General features: G+C 64.0%; 21 protein-coding genes and 1 pseudogene. 10 read left to right on the top strand and 12 right to left on the bottom strand.

Annotated elements, in window-relative coordinates; genetic code table 11:
- Positions 1-2: 2 nt before the first annotated feature.
- Positions 3-938, bottom strand: coding sequence for a hydroxymethylbilane synthase (gene hemC / locus ACI3EV_RS03925; protein ID WP_329770778.1), 936 nt, complete (start codon positions 936-938; stop codon positions 3-5).
- Between the two features lie 218 nt (positions 939-1,156).
- Between hemC and argH the strand changes: the two genes are divergently transcribed.
- Both argH and ACI3EV_RS03915 read left to right on the top strand, forming a co-directional pair.
- The gene (argH, locus tag ACI3EV_RS03920; RefSeq protein WP_337690808.1) at positions 1,157-2,611 is read left to right on the top strand and encodes an argininosuccinate lyase; all 1,455 of its coding nucleotides are present in this window, start codon (positions 1,157-1,159) and stop codon (positions 2,609-2,611) included.
- Complete coding sequence (locus tag ACI3EV_RS03915; RefSeq protein ID WP_329770776.1) at positions 2,608-2,883, top strand: hypothetical protein; 276 nt, start codon at positions 2,608-2,610, stop codon at positions 2,881-2,883. The genes argH and ACI3EV_RS03915 overlap by 4 nt, the downstream gene beginning before the upstream one ends.
- Positions 2,884-2,887: 4 nt before the next feature.
- Here the strand turns inward: ACI3EV_RS03915 and ACI3EV_RS03910 are convergent, their stop codons facing one another.
- Both ACI3EV_RS03910 and ACI3EV_RS03905 read right to left on the bottom strand, forming a co-directional pair.
- Positions 2,888-3,532, bottom strand: a complete 645-nt coding sequence (locus ACI3EV_RS03910) for a lytic transglycosylase domain-containing protein (RefSeq protein ID WP_337690810.1) — start codon at positions 3,530-3,532, stop codon at positions 2,888-2,890.
- 7 nt (positions 3,533-3,539) lie between these two features.
- Positions 3,540-5,285, bottom strand: coding sequence for a proline--tRNA ligase (locus ACI3EV_RS03905; RefSeq protein ID WP_337690812.1), 1,746 nt, complete (start codon positions 5,283-5,285; stop codon positions 3,540-3,542).
- A gap of 125 nt (positions 5,286-5,410) precedes the next feature.
- Here ACI3EV_RS03905 and ACI3EV_RS03900 point away from each other — a divergent pair.
- Both ACI3EV_RS03900 and ACI3EV_RS03895 read left to right on the top strand, forming a co-directional pair.
- Positions 5,411-5,912 (top strand): annotated as a pseudogene (locus ACI3EV_RS03900) (RNA pyrophosphohydrolase); the annotation flags it as partial.
- A gap of 154 nt (positions 5,913-6,066) precedes the next feature.
- Positions 6,067-6,642, top strand: a complete 576-nt coding sequence (locus ACI3EV_RS03895) for a CNP1-like family protein (RefSeq protein ID WP_329770771.1) — start codon at positions 6,067-6,069, stop codon at positions 6,640-6,642.
- Between the two features lie 11 nt (positions 6,643-6,653).
- On the opposite strand, the gene proB is transcribed toward ACI3EV_RS03895, so the two are convergent.
- From proB to rplU, 4 genes are all read right to left on the bottom strand, one after another.
- On the bottom strand, positions 6,654-7,799 hold the full coding sequence (proB, locus tag ACI3EV_RS03890; protein ID WP_329770770.1) for a glutamate 5-kinase: 1,146 nt from the start codon (positions 7,797-7,799) through the stop codon (positions 6,654-6,656).
- Positions 7,800-7,850: 51 nt separating this feature from the next.
- A complete protein-coding gene (cgtA, locus tag ACI3EV_RS03885; protein WP_337690818.1) occupies positions 7,851-8,999 on the bottom strand; it encodes an Obg family GTPase CgtA in 1,149 nt (382 codons plus the stop codon).
- 149 nt (positions 9,000-9,148) lie between these two features.
- Positions 9,149-9,409, bottom strand: a complete 261-nt coding sequence (gene rpmA, locus ACI3EV_RS03880; RefSeq protein ID WP_329770768.1) for a 50S ribosomal protein L27 — start codon at positions 9,407-9,409, stop codon at positions 9,149-9,151.
- 20 nt (positions 9,410-9,429) lie between these two features.
- Positions 9,430-9,741, bottom strand: a complete 312-nt coding sequence (rplU, locus tag ACI3EV_RS03875) for a 50S ribosomal protein L21 (RefSeq protein WP_329770767.1) — start codon at positions 9,739-9,741, stop codon at positions 9,430-9,432.
- 289 nt (positions 9,742-10,030) lie between these two features.
- Here rplU and ACI3EV_RS03870 point away from each other — a divergent pair, with 289 nt between their 5' ends.
- The 5 genes from ACI3EV_RS03870 to ACI3EV_RS03850 all read left to right on the top strand — a co-directional run bounded on the left by ACI3EV_RS03870 (position 10,031) and on the right by ACI3EV_RS03850 (position 14,012).
- The gene (locus ACI3EV_RS03870; protein ID WP_329770906.1) at positions 10,031-10,960 is read left to right on the top strand and encodes a polyprenyl synthetase family protein; all 930 of its coding nucleotides are present in this window, start codon (positions 10,031-10,033) and stop codon (positions 10,958-10,960) included.
- Between the two features lie 44 nt (positions 10,961-11,004).
- Positions 11,005-11,907, top strand: coding sequence for a 3',5'-nucleoside bisphosphate phosphatase (locus tag ACI3EV_RS03865; RefSeq protein ID WP_337690820.1), 903 nt, complete (start codon positions 11,005-11,007; stop codon positions 11,905-11,907).
- 1 nt (position 11,908) lies between these two features.
- Positions 11,909-12,544 (top strand): L-threonylcarbamoyladenylate synthase, encoded by a 636-nt coding sequence (locus tag ACI3EV_RS03860; protein WP_337690823.1) that lies wholly within the window; start codon positions 11,909-11,911, stop codon positions 12,542-12,544.
- 39 nt (positions 12,545-12,583) lie between these two features.
- The gene (locus ACI3EV_RS03855) at positions 12,584-13,252 is read left to right on the top strand and encodes a site-2 protease family protein (protein WP_329770764.1); all 669 of its coding nucleotides are present in this window, start codon (positions 12,584-12,586) and stop codon (positions 13,250-13,252) included.
- Between the two features lie 166 nt (positions 13,253-13,418).
- On the top strand, positions 13,419-14,012 hold the full coding sequence (locus ACI3EV_RS03850) for a response regulator transcription factor (RefSeq protein WP_329770763.1): 594 nt from the start codon (positions 13,419-13,421) through the stop codon (positions 14,010-14,012).
- Between the two features lie 75 nt (positions 14,013-14,087).
- Here the strand turns inward: ACI3EV_RS03850 and rimO are convergent, their stop codons facing one another.
- Entirely contained in the window at positions 14,088-15,485 is a 1,398-nt protein-coding gene (rimO, locus tag ACI3EV_RS03845; RefSeq protein ID WP_329770762.1) for a 30S ribosomal protein S12 methylthiotransferase RimO, read from the bottom strand.
- Positions 15,486-15,544: 59 nt separating this feature from the next.
- Complete coding sequence (gene phaR, locus ACI3EV_RS03840; protein WP_329770761.1) at positions 15,545-16,141, bottom strand: polyhydroxyalkanoate synthesis repressor PhaR; 597 nt, start codon at positions 16,139-16,141, stop codon at positions 15,545-15,547.
- Between the two features lie 102 nt (positions 16,142-16,243).
- On the opposite strand from phaR, the gene ACI3EV_RS03835 reads away from it, so the two are divergent.
- The gene (locus ACI3EV_RS03835) at positions 16,244-16,771 is read left to right on the top strand and encodes a HugZ family protein (RefSeq protein ID WP_337690826.1); all 528 of its coding nucleotides are present in this window, start codon (positions 16,244-16,246) and stop codon (positions 16,769-16,771) included.
- Here the strand turns inward: ACI3EV_RS03835 and ACI3EV_RS03830 are convergent.
- From ACI3EV_RS03830 to ACI3EV_RS03820, 3 genes are read right to left on the bottom strand one after another with little or no spacing between them, the layout of a single operon-like run.
- Positions 16,765-18,525: a TolC family protein gene (locus ACI3EV_RS03830; protein WP_337690828.1), complete on the bottom strand. Its 1,761-nt coding sequence runs from the start codon at positions 18,523-18,525 to the stop codon at positions 16,765-16,767. The genes ACI3EV_RS03835 and ACI3EV_RS03830 overlap by 7 nt on opposite strands.
- A gap of 2 nt (positions 18,526-18,527) precedes the next feature.
- Positions 18,528-19,793, bottom strand: a complete 1,266-nt coding sequence (locus ACI3EV_RS03825; protein ID WP_337690830.1) for an HlyD family type I secretion periplasmic adaptor subunit — start codon at positions 19,791-19,793, stop codon at positions 18,528-18,530.
- 2 nt (positions 19,794-19,795) lie between these two features.
- Complete coding sequence (locus ACI3EV_RS03820; RefSeq protein ID WP_337690832.1) at positions 19,796-22,213, bottom strand: type I secretion system permease/ATPase; 2,418 nt, start codon at positions 22,211-22,213, stop codon at positions 19,796-19,798.
- Between the last annotated feature and the right edge of the window lie 133 nt (positions 22,214-22,346).

Raw genomic sequence — 22,346 nt, 5'->3', positions numbered from 1 at the left:
CGTCAGCCTGCGTGCACCTGGGCACCGGCGGCAATCAGCTGGCGCGCCACCTGCTCGCCGAGCTGATCGGCCTGTTCCAGCGTCTGTACCGGGGCCGTGGCACTGGCATGCACCAGTCCGCCACTGGCATCGTCTTCACGGCCCCAGGCGGCCTCGATGTGCAAGCTATCGCCATCGAGTGTGGCATGGGCCGCCAACGGCATCGAGCAGCTGCCGCCCATGGTGCGGCTGACGGCCCGTTCGGCGGCGACACGCAGCCAGGTCGGCAGGTGTACCAGCGGTGCCAGCGCCTGCACCAGCTCCGGGCGACCACTGCGGACCTCGATGCCGAGCGCGCCCTGCCCGGCTGCCGGCAGCATCTGCTCCGGCTCGAAGATGGTACGGATGCGATCTTCCAGCTTCAGGCGCTTGAGACCGGCGGCAGCCAGCACGATGGCGTCATACTGGCCTTCATCCAGCTTGCGCAGACGGGTATCAAGGTTGCCGCGCAAGGGCTCAATGCGCAGGTCCGGACGCTGCGCGCGCAGCAGCACGGTGCGGCGCAGGCTGGAGGTGCCGAGCACGCCACCCTGCGGCACATCGTCCAGGCTGGCGCATTGCGGCGAGACAAAGGCATCGCGCGGATCTTCGCGCTCCATCACGCAAGCGAGCTCGAAACCAGGCGGCAGCTCCATCGGCACATCCTTGAGCGAGTGCACCGCCAGATCGGCTCGGCCCTCTTCCAGTGCCAGCTCCAGCTCCTTGACGAACAGGCCCTTGCCGCCCACCTTGCTCAGCGTGCGATCCAGGATCTGGTCGCCGCGCGTAGTCATGCCAAGCAGCGTGACCGTGTGTCCCTGCTGCTCCAGCAGGGCCTTGACATGCTCGGCCTGCCACAGGGCAAGGCGGCTTTCGCGGGTAGCGATGGTGAGGTTCAGGGGAGAAGTTGCTTGTGTCATGCGCGCGCAGGCAGGCCTGCCAGATAAGGTCAATAGGGTGTGGTGCGCCCTTGCGGACGCTGATCCTGATGCTGCGATGCTAGCACGGGCACCGGGGAAAACGCCGGCGGCATCCTGCTGCCACGGCAGGCATCGTTACAATGGGGGTTTGGCTTGCCGCTGCGCAAGCCCCGTCATTTTCTGGCCACTGCGGCCTGTCTTTTCCGATTGTTTCTGCCATGTCCACCTCCCACAACCAGCTCGATACCAAGTCCCAGGCCTGGTCTGCCCTGTTCAGCGAACCCATGAGCGAACTGGTGCAGCGCTATACCGCCAGCGTGTTCTTCGACAAGCGCCTGTGGCAGGCCGACATGCAGGGCAGCCTGGCGCACGCCGAGATGCTGGCCGCCCAGGGCATCATCAGCCAGGACGATCGCGCCGCCATCGAGCGCGGCATGGCGCAGATCAAGTCCGAAATCGAGGCCGGCAGCTTCGACTGGAAGCTGGAGCTGGAAGACGTGCACCTGAACCTGGAAGCGCGCCTGACCCAGCTGATCGGCGATGCCGGCAAGCGCCTGCACACCGGCCGCAGCCGCAACGACCAGGTCGCCACCGACATCCGCCTCTGGCTGCGTGACGAGATCGACCTGATCCTGGGCCTGCTGCGCGAGGTGCAAGGCGCGCTGGTCGATGTCGCCGGCCGCAACGTCGACGTGATCCTGCCTGGCTTCACCCACCTGCAGGTGGCGCAGCCGGTGAGCTTTGCGCACCACCTGCTGGCCTATGTGGAAATGTTCGCGCGCGACGAGGAGCGACTGCAGGACGTGCGCAAGCGCGTCAACCGCCTGCCGCTGGGCAGTGCCGCACTGGCCGGCACCACATATCCGCTGGACCGCGAGCGCGTGGCACGCACGCTGGGCATGGAAGGTGTCTGCCAGAACAGCCTGGACGCCGTGAGCGACCGCGACTTTGCCATCGAATTCACCGCCGCCGCATCGCTGATCATGGTGCATGTCTCGCGCCTGAGCGAAGAACTGATCCTGTGGATGAGCCAGAACTTTGCCTTTATCCGCATCGCCGACCGCTTCACTACCGGCAGCAGTATCATGCCGCAGAAGAAGAACCCGGACGTGCCCGAGCTGGCACGCGGCAAGACCGGCCGCGTGGTGGGCCACCTGATGGGGCTGATCACGCTGATGAAGGGCCAGCCGCTGGCCTACAACAAGGACAACCAGGAAGACAAGGAACCGCTGTTCGACACCGTCGATACCGTGCGCGACACGCTGCGCATCTTTGCCGAGATGGTCGGCGGCCAGCTGAACCCGGCCACGGGCACCAAGGAAGGCGGCATCACGGTCAACCCCGAAGCAATGCGTTCTGCCGCCAGCAAGGGCTATGCCACGGCTACCGACCTGGCCGATTACCTGGTCAAGAAGGGCCTGCCCTTCCGCGATGCCCACGAAGTGGTGGCGCACGCCGTCAAGACGGCGCAGGACCAGGGCGTGGACCTGGCCGAGCTGCCGCTGGCCACGCTGCAGCAGTTCAACCCGGACATCCAGCAAGACGTGTTCGAGCAGGCACTGACGCTGGAAGCTTCGCTGAATGCACGCAATACCCTGGGCGGCACCGCACCGACGCAGGTGCAGGCGCAACTGGCGCGCCACACGCAGCGCCTGCAGGCAGGCCAGGCATGATCGGCCAGACCGAGATGCTGCTGGGCGCCGCACTGGCGCTGACCGTGTTTGCCTGCTGGCAGATCCTGAGTGGCGTGCTTGGCCTGAAAAAGCATGGCCCCGAATACGCCCGCGCTGTCGGCCGTCGCCTGGTGCTCACCACGATCGCCTTTATCGCGATTCCGCTGCTGATCTGGCTCGGCCAGGACCAGTGGGGTGAGCGTACCGGCCTGTACGCCTTTCTGGCAGGCCTGGTCACGGTCAACGCGATCTGGTTCCGCAAGCTGCGCTAAGGCCCTAGGCCAGCTCCCAGCGACGCTGCGCCGCCATCACGGCATCGGGATATTTCGATTGGCCGCGTGAGCCGTTGTAGCGCCCCAGCGCCATGAACAGATTGCCTTTCTCGCGATTCAGGTAATAGCGCAGGATCGCGCAGCCAAAGCGCAGGTTGGTCTGCTGGTGGAACAGCGCCGCCGGATCGCCATCGCCGATGGTGCGCGCCCAGAACGGCATCACCTGCATCAGTCCGCGCGCGCCTACCGACGAAATCGCGAACTTGCGGAAATTGCTCTCGACCTGGATCAGGCCGAGCACCAGCGACACTTCCAGCCCGGCACGTGTCGCCTCGTACCAGACCGTCTGCAGGAACTCGCGCCGGGTAAAGTCGTTTTCCATCAGGTTGCCGAGACGGCGCTGCATCTCGTCCAGCCAGCGCAGGTACTCCAGCTCCTGCTGGCGGCTGCCAAACAGCGGTACGGGCGGCGCCGAACTCATGCGCACCGCGGCGCTCAGCGCGGTACGCACCGAATCGGCCAGATGCTCTTCCTTCTGTGCGCCGGCCCAAGCCAGCGGCCAAGGCGCAGACGCGAGCAGCCCGGCTCCGCCCCAGCGCGCCGTGGCCTGCAGCCAGTGGCGCCGGGAAAAGGCAGGCGACTGCAGCATGGCCGGCTTACAGGCCCAGCTTGTCGCGCAGCAGCGCGTCGATATCGGCCAGGGCCAGCTTGCTGGCCTCCTTGTCACGACGCTGCTGGTATTCGACTTCACCGGCCTGGATGCTACGGTCGGACAGCACCACGCGGTGCGGCACGCCAATCAGCTCCCAGTCGGCAAACATCACGCCCGGGCGCTCGCCGCGGTCATCCAGGATCACATCCACGCCGGCGTCCAGCATGGACTGGTACAGGCGCATCGCCTCGGCCTTGACCGCCTCGCTGCGGTCCATGCCAATCGGGCAGATCACCAGCGTGAACGGCGCGATCGCCTCGGGCCAGATCATGCCGCGCTCGTCGTGGTTCTGCTCGATCGCCGCTGCCGGCAGGCGCGTGATGCCGATGCCGTAGCAGCCCATCTCGAAGTGTTTCGCCTTGCCATTGACATCGAGGAAGGTGGCGTTCATGGCCTGGCTGTACTTGGTGCCCAGGTAGAACACATGGCCAATCTCGATACCGCGCTCGATCGCCAGCACGCCCTGGCCGTCCGGCGACAAATCACCCTCGACGATGTTGCGCAGGTCGGCGACCAGTTCCGGCTCGGGCAGGTCACGGCCCCAGTTGACGCCGGTGATGTGGGCATCTTCCTGGTTGGCGCCGCAGATCCAGTCGGCCATGATGGCGACTTCGCGGTCGGCCACCACGCGCACCGGCTGGCGCGTGCTGATCGGGCCCAGATAACCGGGGCGCGTGCCAAAGTGCGCCACGATCTCGTCCTCGGTAGCAAAGCGGTAACCCTTGTCCAGGCCCGGCAGCTTGCCGACCTTGACCTCGTTCATGTCGTGGTCGCCACGCAGCAGCAGCAGCCAGACCTGGCTGCCCGTGATGTTGCCGGCCTCGTCCGTCACGTCGGTCGCCAGCACCAACGACTTGACCGTGGTCTGCAGCGGCACCTTCAGGAACTCGGCGACATCGGCACAGGTGCTCTTGCCCGGCGTCGGCGTGACCTGCATCGCCTGGCTTGCGGCAGGACGCGGCTGCGTCGGCGCCAGCGCCTCGGCCTTCTCGATGTTGGCTGCGTATTCGCTGTTCGGGCAGTAGACGATGGCGTCTTCGCCGGTGGCAGCGATCACCTGGAATTCCTGGCTCAGGTCGCCACCAATGGCGCCGCTGTCGGCCGCCACGGCACGGTAGTCCAGGCCGAAGCGGTCAAAGATTCGGCGGTAGGTATCCACCATGTTCTGATAGCTGTCGCGCGCGGCATCGGCATCCTTGTCGAAGCTGTAGGCGTCCTTCATGATGAACTCGCGGCCACGCATCAGGCCGAAGCGCGGACGGCGCTCATCGCGGAACTTGGTCTGGATCTGGTACAGGTTCTTGGGCAGCTGCTTGTAGCTGCGGAAGTCCTGGCGCGCAATGTCGGTCACCGCCTCTTCGCTGGTCGGCTGGATAACGAAATCGTTGTCATGGCGATCCTGGAAACGCAGCAGCTCGTCGCCCATCTGGTCGAAACGGCCTGTTTCCTTCCACAGCTCGCCCGGCTGCACCACTGGCATGGTCAGCTCGATGGCACCGGAACGGTTCATTTCCTCGCGCACGATAGCCTCGACCTTGCGGATCACGCGCAGGCCCATCGGCATGTAGTTGTAGATGCCGGCGCCCAGCTTCTTGATGAAGCCGGCACGCATCATGAGTTGGTGGCTGACGATCTCGGCATCGGCCGGGGCGTCACGCAGGGTGGTAATCAGGAACTGGGAAGCTTTCATGGTTCTGCAGGATAGGAAAACACGCCAGGCAACAGCCTTCTCTGCTGCATGGCAACAACTCGTATTCTCGTTGATATCCAGGCCCAACAGTGCATAATGGTCGCATTAAAGAATTGGAGTTGATCATGCTCGACCGGGAAGGGTTCCGCCCCAACGTCGGCATCATCTTGCTCAACCGCAAGAACCAGGTGTTCTGGGGCAAGCGTATTCGCACCCACAGCTGGCAATTCCCCCAAGGCGGCATAGATCGCGGGGAATCGCCCGAACAGGCCATGTATCGTGAACTGCGAGAGGAAGTTGGCCTCCTCCCGCATCATGTCCGCATCGTCGCCAGAACCCGGGACTGGTTGCGCTATGAAGTGCCAGACCGTTTTATCCGCCGCGAATCGCGCGGCCATTACAAGGGCCAGAAGCAGATCTGGTACCTGCTGCAACTGCTGGGTCAGGACTGGGAGCTGGATCTGCGTGCCAGTGACCGCCCCGAATTCGATGCCTGGCGCTGGAACGATTACTGGGTGCCGCTGGATGTCGTCGTCGAGTTCAAGCGCGGCGTCTACGAGATGGCGCTGACCGAACTGGCCCGTTTCCTGCCGCGCAACGACCAGCGCAACCGCTATCTGCGCAACCCGCAGGGCAAGCCGCGCGCCGAGCGCCAGGACGATCCCATGCGCGCCATGGGCAATCTGCGCCCGCTGCAATCTGCGGCCATGCGCAACACGCTGGATCTGCCGCCCGGTGCCAGCTTCGACCCGCAACCCCCTACTGCAGGCGATACCCCATCATGAAGTTCTCCCATTCGCTGGCCGGCTGCGGCCTGCTCGCTCTCGGCCTGCTGGCCAGCACCGCCAGCCAGGCCCAGATCCAGCTCTGGGGCGGCGGTCCCAAGGAAGACCAGCCCGAGATCCTGAAGGAAACGACACAGGAAAGCCCGGTGCCACCGGCTCCGGCGCTGAGCACGCGCAAGCTGGTGGATATCGAGATGCCCGGGTTTTCCGCCATGCGCACCTCGGTGGACCTGGACAGCGTCGAAGTGGCTCCCGATGGCATCGTGCGCTATGTGGTATTGATGCAGGGTCGCGATGGCGCTGCCAGCCGTAGCGCCTACTACCAGGGCATCAATTGCACGACCTTTGCCGTGCGCACCTATGCCCGTTACGATTTCAACACCACGCCTCCCGGCTGGGAAAACGTCGAGACAGACTGGACCAGCCTGCATGACCGCCAGACCAACCGCCAGGCCCGTGCGATTGCCAGCAGCGGCCTCTGCACCGGCCTGACGCCGCCAACGTCTTCGCGCGATGCACGCCGCATCCTGCGCACCGGCCAGTCACTCTGGGACCGCAACGGCGGCTACTGAACCGGCAAGTCTCAGAGCATCACCAGGTTGTCGCGGTGCACGAACTCCGGTTCGGCCGCGTAACCCAGGATCGCCGTGATCTCGCGCGAAGGATGGCGGCATAGCTGGCGCGCCTCGTGGCTGGCATAGTTGGCCAGGCCACGCGCAATCTCCTGCCCTTCCGGCGTACAGATCGCAATCACTTCGCCACGGCGGAACTCGCCGCGCACTTCGGTCATACCAATCGGCAGCAGACTCTTGCCTTCGTGCTTCAGCTTGGCCACGGCACCGGCATCGACCAGCACCGAGCCGTGCAGCTTCAGGTGATCCTTCATCCACTGCTTGCGCGCCTGCATCTTGGGCGTGGTGGCAATCAGTGCGGTGCCGATGATCTCGCCCTGCATCAGGCGCAGCAGCGCATCCGGCTCGCGGCCCCAGGCGATCACAGTGCTGGCACCGGAACCGGCGGCACGGCGTGCCGCCAGCACCTTGGTCAGCATGCCGCCGGTACCAATCGTGCTGCCGGCGCCACCGGCCATGGCCTCCAGCGCCGGATCGCCGGCGCGCGCCACCTGCACCAGCTTGGCCTGCGGATTCTTGCGCGGATCGGCATCGAACAGGCCCTTCTGGTCGGTCAGGATCACCAGCAGGTCGGCCTCGATCAGGTTGGCCACCAGCGCACCCAAGGTGTCGTTGTCACCCAGCTTGATCTCGTCGGTAATCACCGTGTCGTTCTCGTTGATGACCGGCAGCACGCCCAACTCCAGCAGCGTCAACAGCGTGGAGCGTGCATTCAGGTAGCGCTCGCGATCGGCCAGGTCGGCGTGCGTCAGCAGGATCTGCGCCGATTGCAGCTGGTTTTCACGCAACTTGGTCTCGTACATCTGCGCCAGGCCCATCTGGCCAACGGCGGCCGCAGCCTGCAGTTCGTTGACCTCCTTCGGGCGCGTGCGCCAGCCCAGGCGCAGCATGCCTTCGGCGATAGCCCCGCTGGACACCATGACCACCTCGCGGCCATCGGCACGCAGGGCGGCCAGCTGGCGGCACCATTCACCGATTGCCGCCTCGTCCAGTCCGCGCCCTTCGTTGGTCACCAGACTGGAGCCGACCTTGACGACAATGCGGCGGGCAGACAGCAGCATGCTGACGGGATCGGGCTGGAAGGCAAGCTCGGACATGATGGAGACTCGGGACAGGTTCGGGAAGGTGCCGCAGCACCGGTGTTTTTCTTATTCGGCAGCCGGCTTCTTGCGACGTACCGGGCGCCTGCGGGCGGGTGCAGGCTGCGATTCGGTCTGCGGCGCATCTTCGTCAGGCAGCTCGATGAAGCGCGGATCCTGCTCCGGCTCGGGCGGCAGCTCCTCGACCTGTACCTGATGCACGTGCTGATAGATTTCGCGGATCAGCTGCTCGCAGCCTTCACGCGTGAGAGCAGAAATCTGGTGCACCGGGCCCTTCCAGCGCAGGCGCTTGACCATATCCTTGACGCGCGCCTCGCGCTCGTCTGCGGGCACCATGTCGAGCTTGTTCAGCACCAGCCAGCGCGGCTTGGCGTACAGCTCGGCGTCGTATTTTTTCAGTTCACCGACAATCGCCTTGGCCTGTGCCACCGGATCAACTTCGTCGTCGAACGGCGCCATGTCGATCACGTGCAGCAGCAGACGCGTGCGCTGCAAGTGGCGCAGGAACTGGTGCCCCAGGCCGGCGCCTTCGGCTGCACCTTCGATCAGGCCGGGCACATCGGCCACGACAAAGCTCTGCTCCGGACCGACGCGCACCACTCCCAGGTTCGGGTGCAGCGTGGTAAACGGATAGTCGGCAATCTTGGGGCGGGCGTTGGAGACAGCCGCAATAAAGGTGGACTTGCCAGCGTTGGGCATGCCGAGCAGGCCGACATCGGCCAGCACCTTCAACTCCAGCTTGACGCTGCGACGGTCACCGGGATGACCCAGCGTCTTCTGGCGCGGCGCGCGGTTGATGGAACTCTTGAAGCGCAGGTTGCCGTAGCCACCCTCACCGCCCTTGGCGATCAGGATTTTCTCGCCCGGAACCAGCAATTCGAACAGCGTCTCGCCGGTTTCGGCGTCGGTGATGATGGTGCCGACCGGCATCTTCAGCGTGATGTCATCGCCGGCAGCACCGAACATGTCGGAACCCATGCCGTGCTGGCCACGCTTGGCCTCGAAGCGGCGCGTGTAGCGGTAGTCCACCAGGGTGTTGAGGTTGGTATCGGCAATCGCCCAGACATGGCCGCCACGACCACCGTCGCCGCCATCGGGACCGCCGAATTCCTTGTATTTCTCGTGGCGGAACGAAGCGCAGCCATTGCCGCCGTCGCCCGCAGCGATGTCGATGAACGCTTCGTCAACGAATTTCATGCCAGTATTTCCTGTGCGGATGCCGTGGTTCCGCTGTATCGGCAAATTGTAGGCGATCCGTATCGCCAGAAAACACAAGCCCCGAACCTTGGCGGCATCGGGGCTTGGCGAACCGGCATCCACAGATGCCGTTGGTCAGCTGGGAAGGATTACTCCGCCGGAGTAATGTCCACCACCTGCTTGTTCAGGGCGCCACGGGTGTCGAAAGACACGTGGCCGTCCACCAGGGCGAACAGGGTGTGGTCGCGGCCCACGCCCACGTTGTTGCCAGCGTGGAACTTGGTGCCACGCTGACGCACGATGATGGAGCCAGCGCTGATCAGTTGACCGCCGAACGCCTTCACGCCCAGCATCTTGGGCTTGGAATCACGCCCGTTACGCGTAGAGCCGCCGCCTTTTTTCTGTGCCATGACTTACTCTCCTTCGGGCATCAAGCGTTGATGGAAGCAATTTCCAGTTCTGTGAACTGCTGACGATGGCCCTGGCGCTTCTGGTAATGCTTGCGACGGCGCATCTTGAAGATGCGAACCTTGTCGTGCTTGCCATGAGCGACCACCTTGGCCACTACGGTTGCGCCGGACACCAGGGGAGTTCCCACGGTCAGGGTGTCGCCGTTGCCGACGGCCAGAACCTGATCGATGGTGATCTCGTTACCTTCGTCCGCAGCAATCTGTTCTACTTTAATCTTGTCGCCAGCCGCAACGCGATACTGCTTGCCGCCGGTTTTTATGACTGCGTACATGTGTAAACCTCAAATATGGATTCTTGCCAGACGGATTTCCGGCAAGCCAGAGATATTAACGCATTCCTTCTACGGCGTCAAGCAGGCACCTGCTGCAAAGCAACAATAACAGCCGGAACTGGTCGCAGCCCTCCTTGGGCGCCGTTGCAGCCTCCTATAATCATCGGATGACTTCGAGGTCGCCCGCTTCTTGGCGGAACCACGCGACCGGCCGTTGCCACCCATTTTTCAGGATTCCACCTTGTCTGCCTCGCCACAACAATCTGCCTTGAACCTGGTCGCTCCCGACATGCAGGCCGTGGACCGCGTGATACAGAACCGACTGGATACCCGCGTACCGCTGGTGGCCGAAGTGGCGCAATACATCATCTCCGCCGGCGGCAAGCGCCTGCGCCCGGCCATGCTGCTGATGATGGCCAACGCACTGGGCTACCAGGGCACACTGCACCACCATCTGGCAGCGCTGATCGAATTCATCCACACGGCTACCCTGCTGCACGATGACGTGGTCGACGAATCCACGCTGCGCCGCAACCGTCCCACGGCCAACGCCACCTTTGGCAACCCGGCCAGTGTGCTGGTCGGCGACTTCATCTACACGCGCGCCTTCCAGATGATGGTCGAGACGCACAATATGCGCGTCATGGAAATCCTCGCCGAGGCGACCAACGTGATCTCCGAAGGCGAGGTGATGCAGCTGATGAACATGCACGATGCCTCGCTCGATGAAGCCGGCTACCTGCACGTGATCCGTTCCAAGACCGCCAAGCTGTTCGAGGCCAGCACGCGCCTGAGCGCCGTGATCGCCGGCTGCGACAGCGCCCAGGAAGAACGCTGCGCCGAATACGGCCAGGCACTGGGTACCGCCTTCCAGATCATCGACGATGTGCTGGACTACGAAGGCCAGGTCGAGGAACTCGGCAAAAACGTGGGCGATGACCTGCGTGAAGGCAAGGCCACGCTGCCGCTGATCCTGGCGATGCGCAATGGCTCGCCAGAGCAATCCGCCCTGGTACGCGAAGCGATCGAGAACGGCTCGGTCGAGCGCCTGCACGATGTGGTGGCCGTGGTGCGCAGCACTGGTGCCCTGGACGGCGCCCGTCAGGCTGCCGCCGCCGAGGCACAGCGCGCCATCGACGCCATGGCCACCCTGCCCGTCAACGCCTGGAGCGATGCTCTGCGCGCCCTGGCCGAACAGCTGCAGCACCGCAAAACCTGAGCAAGGCGCCTGCAGCCTGCGCGCTGCATGTCTACAATGGTTGCATGAACGCGACCACCCTCTCCCTGGATGCGGCCCTCAATGCCGACCTCCATTGCCACTCGACCGTGTCCGATGGCACGCAGTCGCCTGAATGGCTGGCACAGCGTGCCGCCGACAACGGCGTCCAGCTCTGGGCGCTGACCGATCACGACGAGGTAGCGGGCTGCGCCCGTGCCGCCACTGCTGCGGCTGCCCTGAACCTGCCCTTTCTGGCCGGCGTGGAAATCTCCATCACCTACATCGACAAGACGGTGCACATCGTCGGCCTGGGCGTGGATCCGCAACACCCTGGCCTGGTCGAAGGCCTGCGCCAGACACGCGGCGGCCGCGACGAGCGCGCGCGCGAGATCGCCGATCAGCTGGCGGCGGCCGGCATCCCCGGCGCTTACGAAGGCGCACTCCAGTTTGTCGGCAACCCGGACCTGATCTCGCGTTCACACTTTGCCCGCTTCCTGGTTGAAACCGGCGTCTGCGCCGATGTCCCCGAAGTGTTCCGCAACTACCTGACAGAAGGCAAGCCCGGCTACGTGCCGCACCGCTGGGCCTCGCTGGAACAGGCCGTGCAATGGATCCGCGATGCCGGCGGCGTCGCCATCATCGCCCATCCGGCACGCTACGATTTCACGCCGCAGGAAGAGCATGCCCTGTTCTCGCGCTTCAAGGAGCTGGGCGGCCAGGCCGTGGAGGTCATGACCAGCAGCCACTCTGAAGCCGAAGTGCAGCAGTACGCCCAGATGGCGCGCGACTATGGCCTGCACGCCTCGCGCGGCAGCGATTTCCATTCGCCCAACGAAAGCCGCATCGACCTGGGCACCTTGCCTGCACTGCCCGCTGGCCTGCAGCCGGTCTGGCAACTGCTGGCCAGCCGCATCCGCTACCCGCAACCTGTTGCCACCGGAGCCTGACATGGCCTTTCTGCTCGACATCCACCCCGAAGATCCGCAACCTCGCCTGCTGCGCCAGGCCGCCGACATGCTGCGCAAGGGCGAAGTGCTGGCGGTGCCCACCGATTCCAGCTATGCCCTGGTCTGCCATCTGGACGACAAGTCCGCCAGCGACCAGCTGCGCCGCATCCGCCAGATGGACGACAAGCACCTGCTGACCCTGCTTTGCCGCGACCTGAGCGAGCTGGCCAGCTATGCGCGTGTCGACAACCGCCAGTTCCGCCTGCTCAAGCAGGCCACGCCCGGCCCCTTCGTGTTCGTGCTCGAAGCCTCCAAGGAGGTGCCGCGCCGCCTCAGCCATCCCTCGCGCAAGACCATCGGCCTGCGCGTGCCGGCCCACAAGACGCTGCTGGCGCTGCTGGAAGAACACGGCGCGCCGTTGCTGAGCGCCACGCTGATCCTGCCCGGCGAAGACGACCCGCTGAACGATCCCGATGAGATCCTGGACCGGCTGGAACACCAGGTCGCTGCCGTGGTCGCCAGCGGCAGCTGCCCGCTGCAGCCCACCACCGTGGTCGACCTGACACCGATGGACAAGGGCGATGCCCCGGAACTGATCCGTCAGGGTGCCGGCGATCCGGCCCTGCTCGGCCTCTGAGCCGCTCCGGGCCAGCCCTGCCTTCACGAAAGTATTGCCATGGATATCAGCCAGCTCATCCAGAACATCAGCATCTATGCCATCCCGGTGCTGCTGTCGATCACCCTGCACGAAGCCGCCCATGGCTATGTGGCGCGCCATTTCGGTGACAACACGGCCTGGAGCCTGGGCCGCGTCACGCTCAATCCGTTCAAGCACATTGATCCGGTCGGCACCATCCTGATCCCGATCGCGCTGCTGTTCATGACCGGCGGCAAGTTCCTGTTCGGCTACGCCAAGCCGGTACCGGTGCGCATGGACCGGCTGCGCAATCCGCGCCGCGACATGCTGTGGGTCGCGCTGGCCGGTCCCGGCTCCAACTTCATCCAGGCGATTTTCTGGGCCTCACTCTACTACCTGCTGCAGCTGGGCGGCATCCGCGAGGAATTCTTCCTGAAGATGTGCACCGGCGGCGTGCTGGTCAACGTGGTGATGTTCGTGTTCAACCTGTTTCCGCTGCTGCCGCTGGATGGCGGTCGCATCCTGGCCAGCCTGTTGCCGCCCAGGCTGGCCATGCAGTTTGCCCGTATCGAGCCTTTCGGCTTTTATATCGTGCTGCTGCTGGTGGTCACTGGCGTAGCTGGCGCGATCTGGATGATGCCACTGATGCATGCCACCTATGGCGTAATTGAAACTTTGATGGCACCTTTGCGCGCACTTTTGCAGTAATCCCCATAATTACTATAAAATGCTGGACATGCATTCTTAAGCGATCATCACAGCGTCAATCTTCTGCAAGTTTGGCCAAACATGTGATCATCCTTATTCCAAAGGGTTGACTACCTTGAGGGTCGCTGCATGTAATGCTCCCCTGTGATTACCACACCCTCATACCATGTCCTATTTCATCATCGAAGACCACCCCCTGTACCGCGAAGCCCTCGGCAACCTGATCCGCCGCATCAAGCCGGGCACGGAAGTGGTCGAACTGGAACGCGTTGGCAGCCTGCCGCTCGCCGTCAAGACCCATGGCGAACCCGATGCCATCCTGCTGGATCTGACCCTGAGCGACACCCTGGGCTATTCCGGCATCCGTGAAATCCGCCACCACTACCCGAACGCCCTGCTCGTCACGGTCTCCGACCTGCCGGACGGTGAAACCGATGCGTCCTGCCTGGAAGCCGGCAGCGATGCCTACCTGTCCAAGCAGCTCAACAGTGCCGAACTGTATACCTCGCTGCGCCAGCTGCTGATTCCGGACAGCGTGGAAGAAGAAAGCCCGCTGACCAACAGCAAGCTCTCCAAGCGCCAGGTGCAGCTGCTGGCCGCGCTGGAAGAAGGGCTGAGCAACCGCGACATCGCCGAACGCCTGGGCATCAGCGAGCACACCGTCAAGGTGCACCTGTGGCGCCTGTTCCGCCGCCTTGGCGTCAAGAGCCGCACCCAGGCCATCCACACGGCGCGCCTGAACGGCCTGTTCAACCAGTAAACCGGTCCCGTCCAAAAGCACAACGCCCCGTCTGCACTGCAGCGGGGCGTTGTCGTTGGCGGGTGTCAGGTCGGATCAGATGGGCAGCGCCACCAGATCGTGGCCGTCGGTATCGACGATGCGCGCCTGGGTAAAGGTACCGACCTTCAGCGTCTTGCTGATCTTCTGCGGCGGCAGCAGACGCACCAGGCCATCGATCTCGGGAGCATCGGCATAGCTGCGACCGACGGCACCCTTCTTGCCCAGCTGCGGCGCATGGTCTACCAGCACCTGCATGGTGGAACCGACACGCTGCTTCAGCTTGCTGATCGACACGCTTTCGGCCACAGCCATGAAGCGTGCACGACGCTCTTCGCGCACATCATCGGGCAAAGCACCCGGCAGTTCGTTGGCCGTGGCACCCTCCACCGGGGAATAGGCAAAACAGCCAGCGCGATCAATCTGTGCCGCCTCGACAAAGTTCAGCAGATCCTGGAACTCGGCCTCGGTCTCGCCCGGGAAGCCGGCAATGAAGGTGCTGCGCACCACCAGCTGCGGGCAGAGCTCGCGCCAGCGCTGCAGGCGCTCCAGGTTGCGCTCACCGCTGGCTGGGCGCTTCATGCGCTTGAGCACATCGGGATGGCTGTGCTGGAACGGAACGTCCAGATACGGCAGGATCAGGCCCTCCGCCATCAGCGGGATGATCTCGTCCACGCTCGGGTAGGGGTAGACGTAGTGCAGGCGCACCCAGGCGCCATGTTCGCGCGCCAGCTGGCCCAGAGCCTGCGCCAGTTCGAAGGTGCGCGTACGGATCGGCTTGCCATCCCAGAAGCCGGTGCGGTACTTGACGTCCACGCCATAGGCCGAGGTGTCCTGGCTGACCACCAGCAATTCCTTGACGCCGCCTTCGAACAGGGCCTGCGCCTCTTTCAGCACATCACCAATCGGGCGGCTGACCAAGTCACCGCGCATCGATGGGATGATGCAGAAGGTGCAACGGTGGTTGCAGCCTTCGCTGATCTTCAGGTAGGCATAGTGGCGCGGCGTGAGCTTGATGCCGGCAGCCGGCACCAGATCCATGAAAGGATCATGCGGGCGCGGGCAATGGCTGTGCACGGCGTCCATCACCTCCTGCGTGGCGTGCGGACCGGTCACGGCCAACACGCTGGGGTGGATCTCGCGTACCAGGTTGTCGCCGCTGGCGCCGCTGCGGGCACCCAGGCAACCGGTGACGATCACCTTGCCGTTTTCGGCCAGGGCCTCGCCAATGGTGTCCAGGCTTTCCTTGACGGCATCATCGATAAAGCCGCAAGTGTTGACGATCACCAGATCAGCACCGGCAAAGGTCTTGGAGGTGTCATAGCCCTCGGCGGAGAGCTGGGTCAGGATCAGTTCGGAATCGGTCAAAGCCTTAGGGCAGCCGAGACTGACAAATCCGATCTTGGGGTTGCTGCCACTGGCAGCAACAGGGGGCGTGTTGGTGGATGCACTCATGGTGCATTATTGTCGCAGCTTCCACCGTTTCTGGCAGCCCCCTGCCCTGTCAATAAGGATCAGCGCTTGGGCTGGAAGGCCGCCAGCCACTGCTGCATATTGGCCTGGTACTGGTTCTGCAGCTGGTCCTGCATTTGCTGCATGGCCTGCTTGGACTGCTCGGAATAGTTCTGCATCATGCTCTGCACCATCTTCTGGCCGGGCATTTCCAGCATCTTGCTCCAGGCATCAGAGTTGAAGCCCGGTGTCATCTCCATCATCTTCTTCTGCATGTCGGCAAAGGCCTGGATATTGCTTTCCAGGTTGGCACCGAAAAAGCCCTGCATGGCATGGCCGTAGAAGCGGATGATGTTGGCCAGTACCGCCTCGGTAAAGATCGGGCTGCCGCCGGCTTCTTCTTCCAGGATGATCTGCAGCAGGATGCTGCGCGTCAGGTCATCGCCTGTCTTGGCATCACGCACCACGAAGCGCTCGCCCTGCATCACCAGCGCCTTGACCTCGGTCAGCGTCACGTAGGACGAACTGGTGGTGTCGTAGAGCCGGCGGTTGGGGTATTTCTTGATGATGCGCAGGGACGGATCGCTGGCGGTGGCCGCGGTGTCGTCCGCCGGCAGGTCGGTCTGGGAGCTGGGCTTGGCAGTCTTGGAGGTGGCCATATACTTGATCCTTCTGGGCACGACTTGGCAAAATGCACCAATCGTGTGCACTCCTCTGATGATACCTGTTCCACAGCACCCTCTTACGTCCGGTTAACCCCTATGCCTCCTGAAGCTTCCCGATTCCTGCAAGCCACTGACGAAGCGGCGCTGTACCTGGCCTGTCGTCTGCTGGGCGAAGCGCGCCATGCCAGCCTGGGCGTGCTGCAGCCAGGCAGCGGCATGCCGGCCCTGAGCCGGGTAGCACTGGGTCACGATGTCCAGGGCCTGCCACTGATCCTGATCTCGCAACTGTCGGCCCACTTTGCAGCGCTGCAGCAGGATGCACGCTGCGGCCTGCTGGTAGGTGAGCCGGGCGCGGGCGATCCGCTGGCACACCCCCGGCTGAGTCTGGAGTGCCTGGCAGAGCGCACGGACGATACCGAACGCGCCCTGTTGCGCGATGCCTTTGTCGCCTGGCAACCCAAGGCGAAGCTGTATGTGGATTTTGCCGACTTCGCCTTCTGGCGGCTGCGGCCACAGGCGGCCAGCCTCAACGGCGGCTTTGGCAAGGCCTGGCGGCTGGAAGGTCAGGACCTGGCCCTGCTATTGCAGCGGCTGGGCCAGCGCCCGCCGCTGGGAAATCAGTAGGTGCTCAGACCGTCCGCATCTGGCTGATCAAAGCGCGAGACGATATTGGTGCCGGGCACAGCTGTCTGCGGCGTGCTGTCAGGCGCGGCTTCGGCAAAGACTTCCGCGACAGGCATAGCCTCCACAGCCACCACCTGCTGCACCTCAACCACCGGTTCTGCCGGCAGCTGCTCTGCTGCTGCGGCTAACGCCACCGGCTCTGCCGCAACAGGCTCGGGCTCGATCCACTGGACCGGCTCGACGGCTGCCACCGGAACCACAGCCGGTTCGGGTTCGGCCGGCGCATCGGCACCCAGGTACTCGCGTGCCGACACCACCACCGGTGCCGGCGGCTGTGCATGCACCGAGGGCATTGCCGTGCCAGAGGGATGCACATCGTCGTGCGCGCCTACCAGCAGCGGCTCAGCAGGTGCGGCAACCGGCTCGACGGCTGCCGGCACCACCACGGCGGCCGCCGGACGCTGTGGCGCCACCGACATCACCTGCGGCTGCACCGCCGGTGCGCCAGCACTGTGACGTGCCCAGTCATTGATGGAAGCGGTCGCGTCCAGATAGGACAACACGGCACGGCGGTAATCGTTCTCGGCCGTCACCTTGGACACCTCGACCGAAGCCAGTTCGGCGTAGGCGTTCAGCAGATCCAGCAGGCTGCGTCGGGCGATGCGGAACTGCATCTGGTACAGCTCCACCACCTTCTCGGAAGCACCGATCTGCTGCTGCGCCGCCATCGCCTGCAGCCGGCTCTGGGCCATGTCGGATTCGGCGGTCTGGGTCTGCTCGTCGATTTCGCGGTTCAGCATGTCCACCCGGCTCTGCGCTGCCAGCAGCTGCTTGGCGGCACTTTGCTGGCTGTAGTAGGCACCACGGTCCAGGAAGTCCCAGTTCATCACGACGCGCGTGTACTGGTCGTCCTTGCCGACAGCGGCCATCAGGTCCACCTTGGGCCAGCGCGAACGCTTGAGGTTTTCCATTTCCTCGCGCGTGGCGTCCATTTCATATTGCTGCGCCAGGATGGTCGGGTTGGTGGCCTTGCTGTTGTCAGGCACCACCTTGCGCCAGTCCGGACCGAAGGGGTTGCCCAGCGTCACGTTCTTGTCGGTATAGCGGCTGAGCTTGCTCAGCGCCAAACGCAGGCCTTTTTCATACTGCACCAGGCGCATGCGCACCTGCAGCGCGCGGGCCTGGGCCTGGACCAGTTCGTAGTCACGGCCCGGGTCGTGCTGCACGATCACGCGCAGGTCGTCGATGATGCGGTCGTGGCGCTGCAGGTTGCGCTGCTCGGTATCCAGCAGTTCGCGGTTGCGCAGCGCTGCCAGGTATTGCTCGCCCATCAGCATGGCCAGGTTTTCCTGGGTTTCGCCGATTTTTTCACCGTAGTATTTCTGGTGAAACTCGTCGCGCCGGATCTGCGAGCGTATGGCACCACCAGAGAACAGGTTTACCCGACCGACCAGCGCCACCGGATCGGCTGAATCCATGCCATTGCTGCGCTGGATGTCACCAGTCGCCTGCACGCCCACCACCGGCCAGTGGCCAGAGCGCGAACGCTGCGTCTGCATGGAGGCCTGTTCCTCGCGCGCACGCGCTTCCAGCACCGAGGGGTCGCGCTCGGTGGCATCGACGATCAGGCCGGCCAGGCCGGTGGCTGCCGCCGTGCCGGACCAGAGCAGGCCCGCCATCAGGCAGCTGATGCCGGCGCAGACGGCCGCCAGCCGTGGCTGCCAGGAGGAGGATGTGTTGGACTTCTTGCGCATGCTCAACGCTCCCGCAGTGCCTGCTTCAGGCGGGTAATCGGCTTGACCAGGTACTGGAAGATGGTCTTTTCGCCGGTACGGATGTCAACCGAGGCGATCATGCCCGGGATGATGGGCATGGTCTCGCCCTTCTTGTCGCGCAGCGTATTCTGTTCAGTCTGGATGATGACGCGGTAGAAGGATTCGTCCGGGTTGAGCTTGAGTTCGCTCGGGCGGCGGTTGTCCTGCAACGTGTCCGGGCTGATGTGCGTCACCTTGCCCTCCAGGCCACCATACAGCGAATAGTCGTAGGCAGTCAGCTTGACCGTGGCCGGGGCATCGGGGTGAATGAAGGCCACGTCCTGCGGACGGATGTAGGCCTCGACCAGCAGCGGGCCGTCCAGCGGCACGATTTCCATGATGTCCTGACCAGCGCTGACCACGCCACCCACGGTGTTGATCTTGATGTTCTTCACGATGCCGCGCAGCGGTGCCTTGATCGCAGCGCGGTTGACCGGGTCGGCTCGCGCCGCCATGGTTTCCGTGCTCTGGGCCAGCTCGGCCTCGACGCGCACCAGCTCGGTGTTGGCATCAGCCTTGAACTTGTTGCGACGCTCGGTGATCTGCATGTTCAGGTCGCTCGACTGGCGACGCAGGCGCAGCAGCTCCACCTCGGACACCACGCCCTTGCCGACCATGGGCGCCGTCATGGCGATTTCGCGATCCAGCAGCGCCTTGGTCTGGCGCATGCTGCGGATGCTGTCATTCACGGCGCGGACACGGGAGTGGTAGGCAGCCGTCTCGCGCTGTACCAGTTCCTGGCTCAGGCCTGGCTTGAAGGCCAGCGGCACGCCATAGGCTTCGGAACGCAGACGCGCAGCGCTGGCTTCCAGCGCCTGCACCTTGTTCTCGGTTTCCTTGTAGATGGCGGTGCTGCGGGTATCGTCCAGGCGCAGCAGGACCTGGTCCTTCTCGACCACATCGCCTTCACGCACCAGCATCTCGGACAGCACGCCCGGATCCAGGCTCTGGATCACCTGCTCCTTGCTGCTCGGGATCACGCTGCCCTGACCGCGCGCCACTTCCTCGACGCTGCTGAAATAGGCCCAGACCACGAACACCACGAGGAACACCGCCAGCAGGCTGATGGTCCAGGACATGCCGCGGTGCTTTTCATGCTGCATCGCAGCCTGCAGGTCATTCAGCAGCGGCAGATCCTTCTTGCTGATCTTTTCGCCGGAGGCTTGCTGGCCACCATGGCCAGCGTTTTGCTTGTCTTTGCCAAACATCTTCAGTTACCTGTCGGGGTAGGGTTCTTGTCGCTTGTATCTGTCACGGCGGCAGCGGGTGTTTCGGCAGCAGGAGCTGCGGCAGGCGCGGCTGTCTGCTGGACACGTACCTGCGCGTTGGCAGGCTGACCATCGGCACGACGGCTCACCACCACGCGTTGCGTACGGGGCGCTGCACCATCAGCCGATGCGGCTGCCGGCTGGATGGTGGCCGTGACCTGCTGCCCTGCAGCAGCACCCGCCTGGGCGGCACGCTGCTGCGCCTGTTGCTGTGCGTCTCGCTCATTGGCGGCCAGGCGCTGCAGCACGGCATCGCGCGGGCCGTCCATGATGATCTTGCCATGGTCCACCACGATGATGCGATCGACGATGTTGAGCACCTGCGGACGGTGCGTGACCACCACCATGGTGCGCTTGCTCTTGCCGACCCAGTCGGCGATGCCGCGCAGGGCCGCCATCTCGGTCATCTGGTCGAGTCCGCTGGTGGGCTCGTCCAGCAGCACCACGCGCGGATCACGCAGCGTCATGCGGCTCAGGCCAACCAGTTGGCGCTGGCCACCGGACAGACCGGCACCATCTTCGCCCAGCGGCATGTTCAGGCCCATCGGGTGGGCGCGCACGATGGCTTCCAGGCCAAAACGCTGCAGCGCCGCCACCAGTTCCTCGTCGGTGCTGAGGCGGTCCATGCGGCCCATTTCGAGGTTCTCGCGCAGCGAGCCCAGGAACAGGCGCGGCTGCTGGCTCAGCAGGCTGACATGGTTGCGCACGTCGGTCGGATCGATCTGGCGCACGTCCATGCTGTCGAGCAGCACATTGCCCTTCTGCGGTTCGTACAGGCCGGCGGCCAGACGCAGCATGGTGGACTTGCCGCTGCCGATGCGACCCAGCACGCCGACACGTTCGCCGGCCTTGATCTGGAAGCGCATCTCCTTGCAGACATCGGGGCCCTGTTCGCCGTAATGGAAGCTGACGTTGTCAAAGGCCAGGTCGCCACGGATATGGGTGGGGCTGATGTAGCTGCGGGCGTGGTCGCGCTCGGTCTTGCGCTCGACCACCTGGTTGATGCCTTGCAGCGCCATGCGCGCCTGCTGGAAGCGGATCATCAGGCCGGCCACCTGCGACAGCGGCGACAGCGCACGGCCAGACAGGATCACGGTAGCGATCAGCGCACCCATGGTGATACGCACGGCCGGATCCTCATGGTGGATCAGGTAGGTCCCCCAGAGCACCAGGAAGACCGTGTTGGCCTGTTGCACCAGCATGGAGAAGTTGACCACCAGGTTGCTGATGTCCTTCTGCTTCATGGAGGCGGAGGCGGTGGAAGCGGTAAAACGCTCCCAGCGCTGCTGCGCCCAGTTGGTGGCGTTGTTGGCCTTCAGTGTCTCGATACCCTCGATGGCCTCGACTGCCAGGCCCTGGCGCTGCGAGCTTTCCTTCATGGAGGCGTTGATCGAGCGCGCCAGCGGACGCTGTGCCAGAAGACCGGCGATCACCACGATCGGAATCGTCAGCAGCGGCACAAAAGCCAGACGGCCGGACACCATGGACATCACGAACACGAACAGCAGCACGAAAGGCAAATCGATCAGCACCAGCAGGCTGGCACTGGTCATGAAGTCACGCACCGATTCGAAGTCGCGCAGGTTGTTGGCGTAGGAGCCGGAGGACGCCGGCTTTTGCGTCAGGTCGAGCGACATGACGCGGCGGAACAGCGCAGAGCTGATGATCAGGTCGGCCTTCTTGCCGGCGATATCGGTCAGGCGCGCACGCAAGGTCCGCGCGATGAACTCGAACAGGTTGGCCAGCAGCACGCCGATACTCAGCACCCACAGGGTTTCGTAGCCCTTGTTGGGAATCACGCGGTCGTACACGTTCATCACGTACAGCGAGCCGATCAGGGCCAGCACGTTGATCAGCACGGTGGCAAGCACCACCTGCGAGTAGTAGCTGCGGAAGCGCCAGATGACCTTCCAGAACCAGGCCTTGCCCATGGTGTACTCGGGCAGCTCGGAACGGTTGTCCAGCTCGGGCTTCATCTTGACGAACCAGCTGTAGCCCAGGTAGCGCGCCTCCAGTTCCGTATGGGACACCGTGCGCGTGCTGCCTTCCTGCTCCATCAGGGTGTAGCGGCGCTGTGCGCCCTCGCCCTGGATCTCCGACACCAGTTCGGCATCGCCATCGGTGGTGAGCACCAGCAGGGGCACGGCCAGCGCCGGCACATCCTGCAGCGGGCGCTCGCTGAGCTGGTTTTCGTAGCCATGGCTGAGCAGGACTTCACGCAGGCTGTGCAGGTCGGGACGACCAGCCTCGTTGCGCAGGGTTTGCGCCGTCAGGGCGTGAGCAGACAGCGGCTCTCCCTGCAGGCGTGTGAGCAGAGACAGCTTTTGCAGCAATGTGGCTGAATTGTCAGCTTGAGTCATGAATGGCCTGTTCCTCTGAAGCTCTTGAGCATGGATATCTTTAATCTATTAGTGTAAGCGCATCGCTTGCGGAAAACACAGACCTTCGCCAAGGCATGCCGCCCTCCGCCATGGGGCCCGATCGGCAACAGCA

It is taken from the genome of Allobrachymonas wangyanguii, assembly GCF_045055315.1.
GTDB lineage: Bacteria > Pseudomonadota > Gammaproteobacteria > Burkholderiales > Burkholderiaceae_C > Brachymonas > Brachymonas wangyanguii.
This window is presented reverse-complemented; position numbering and strand designations above follow the sequence as displayed.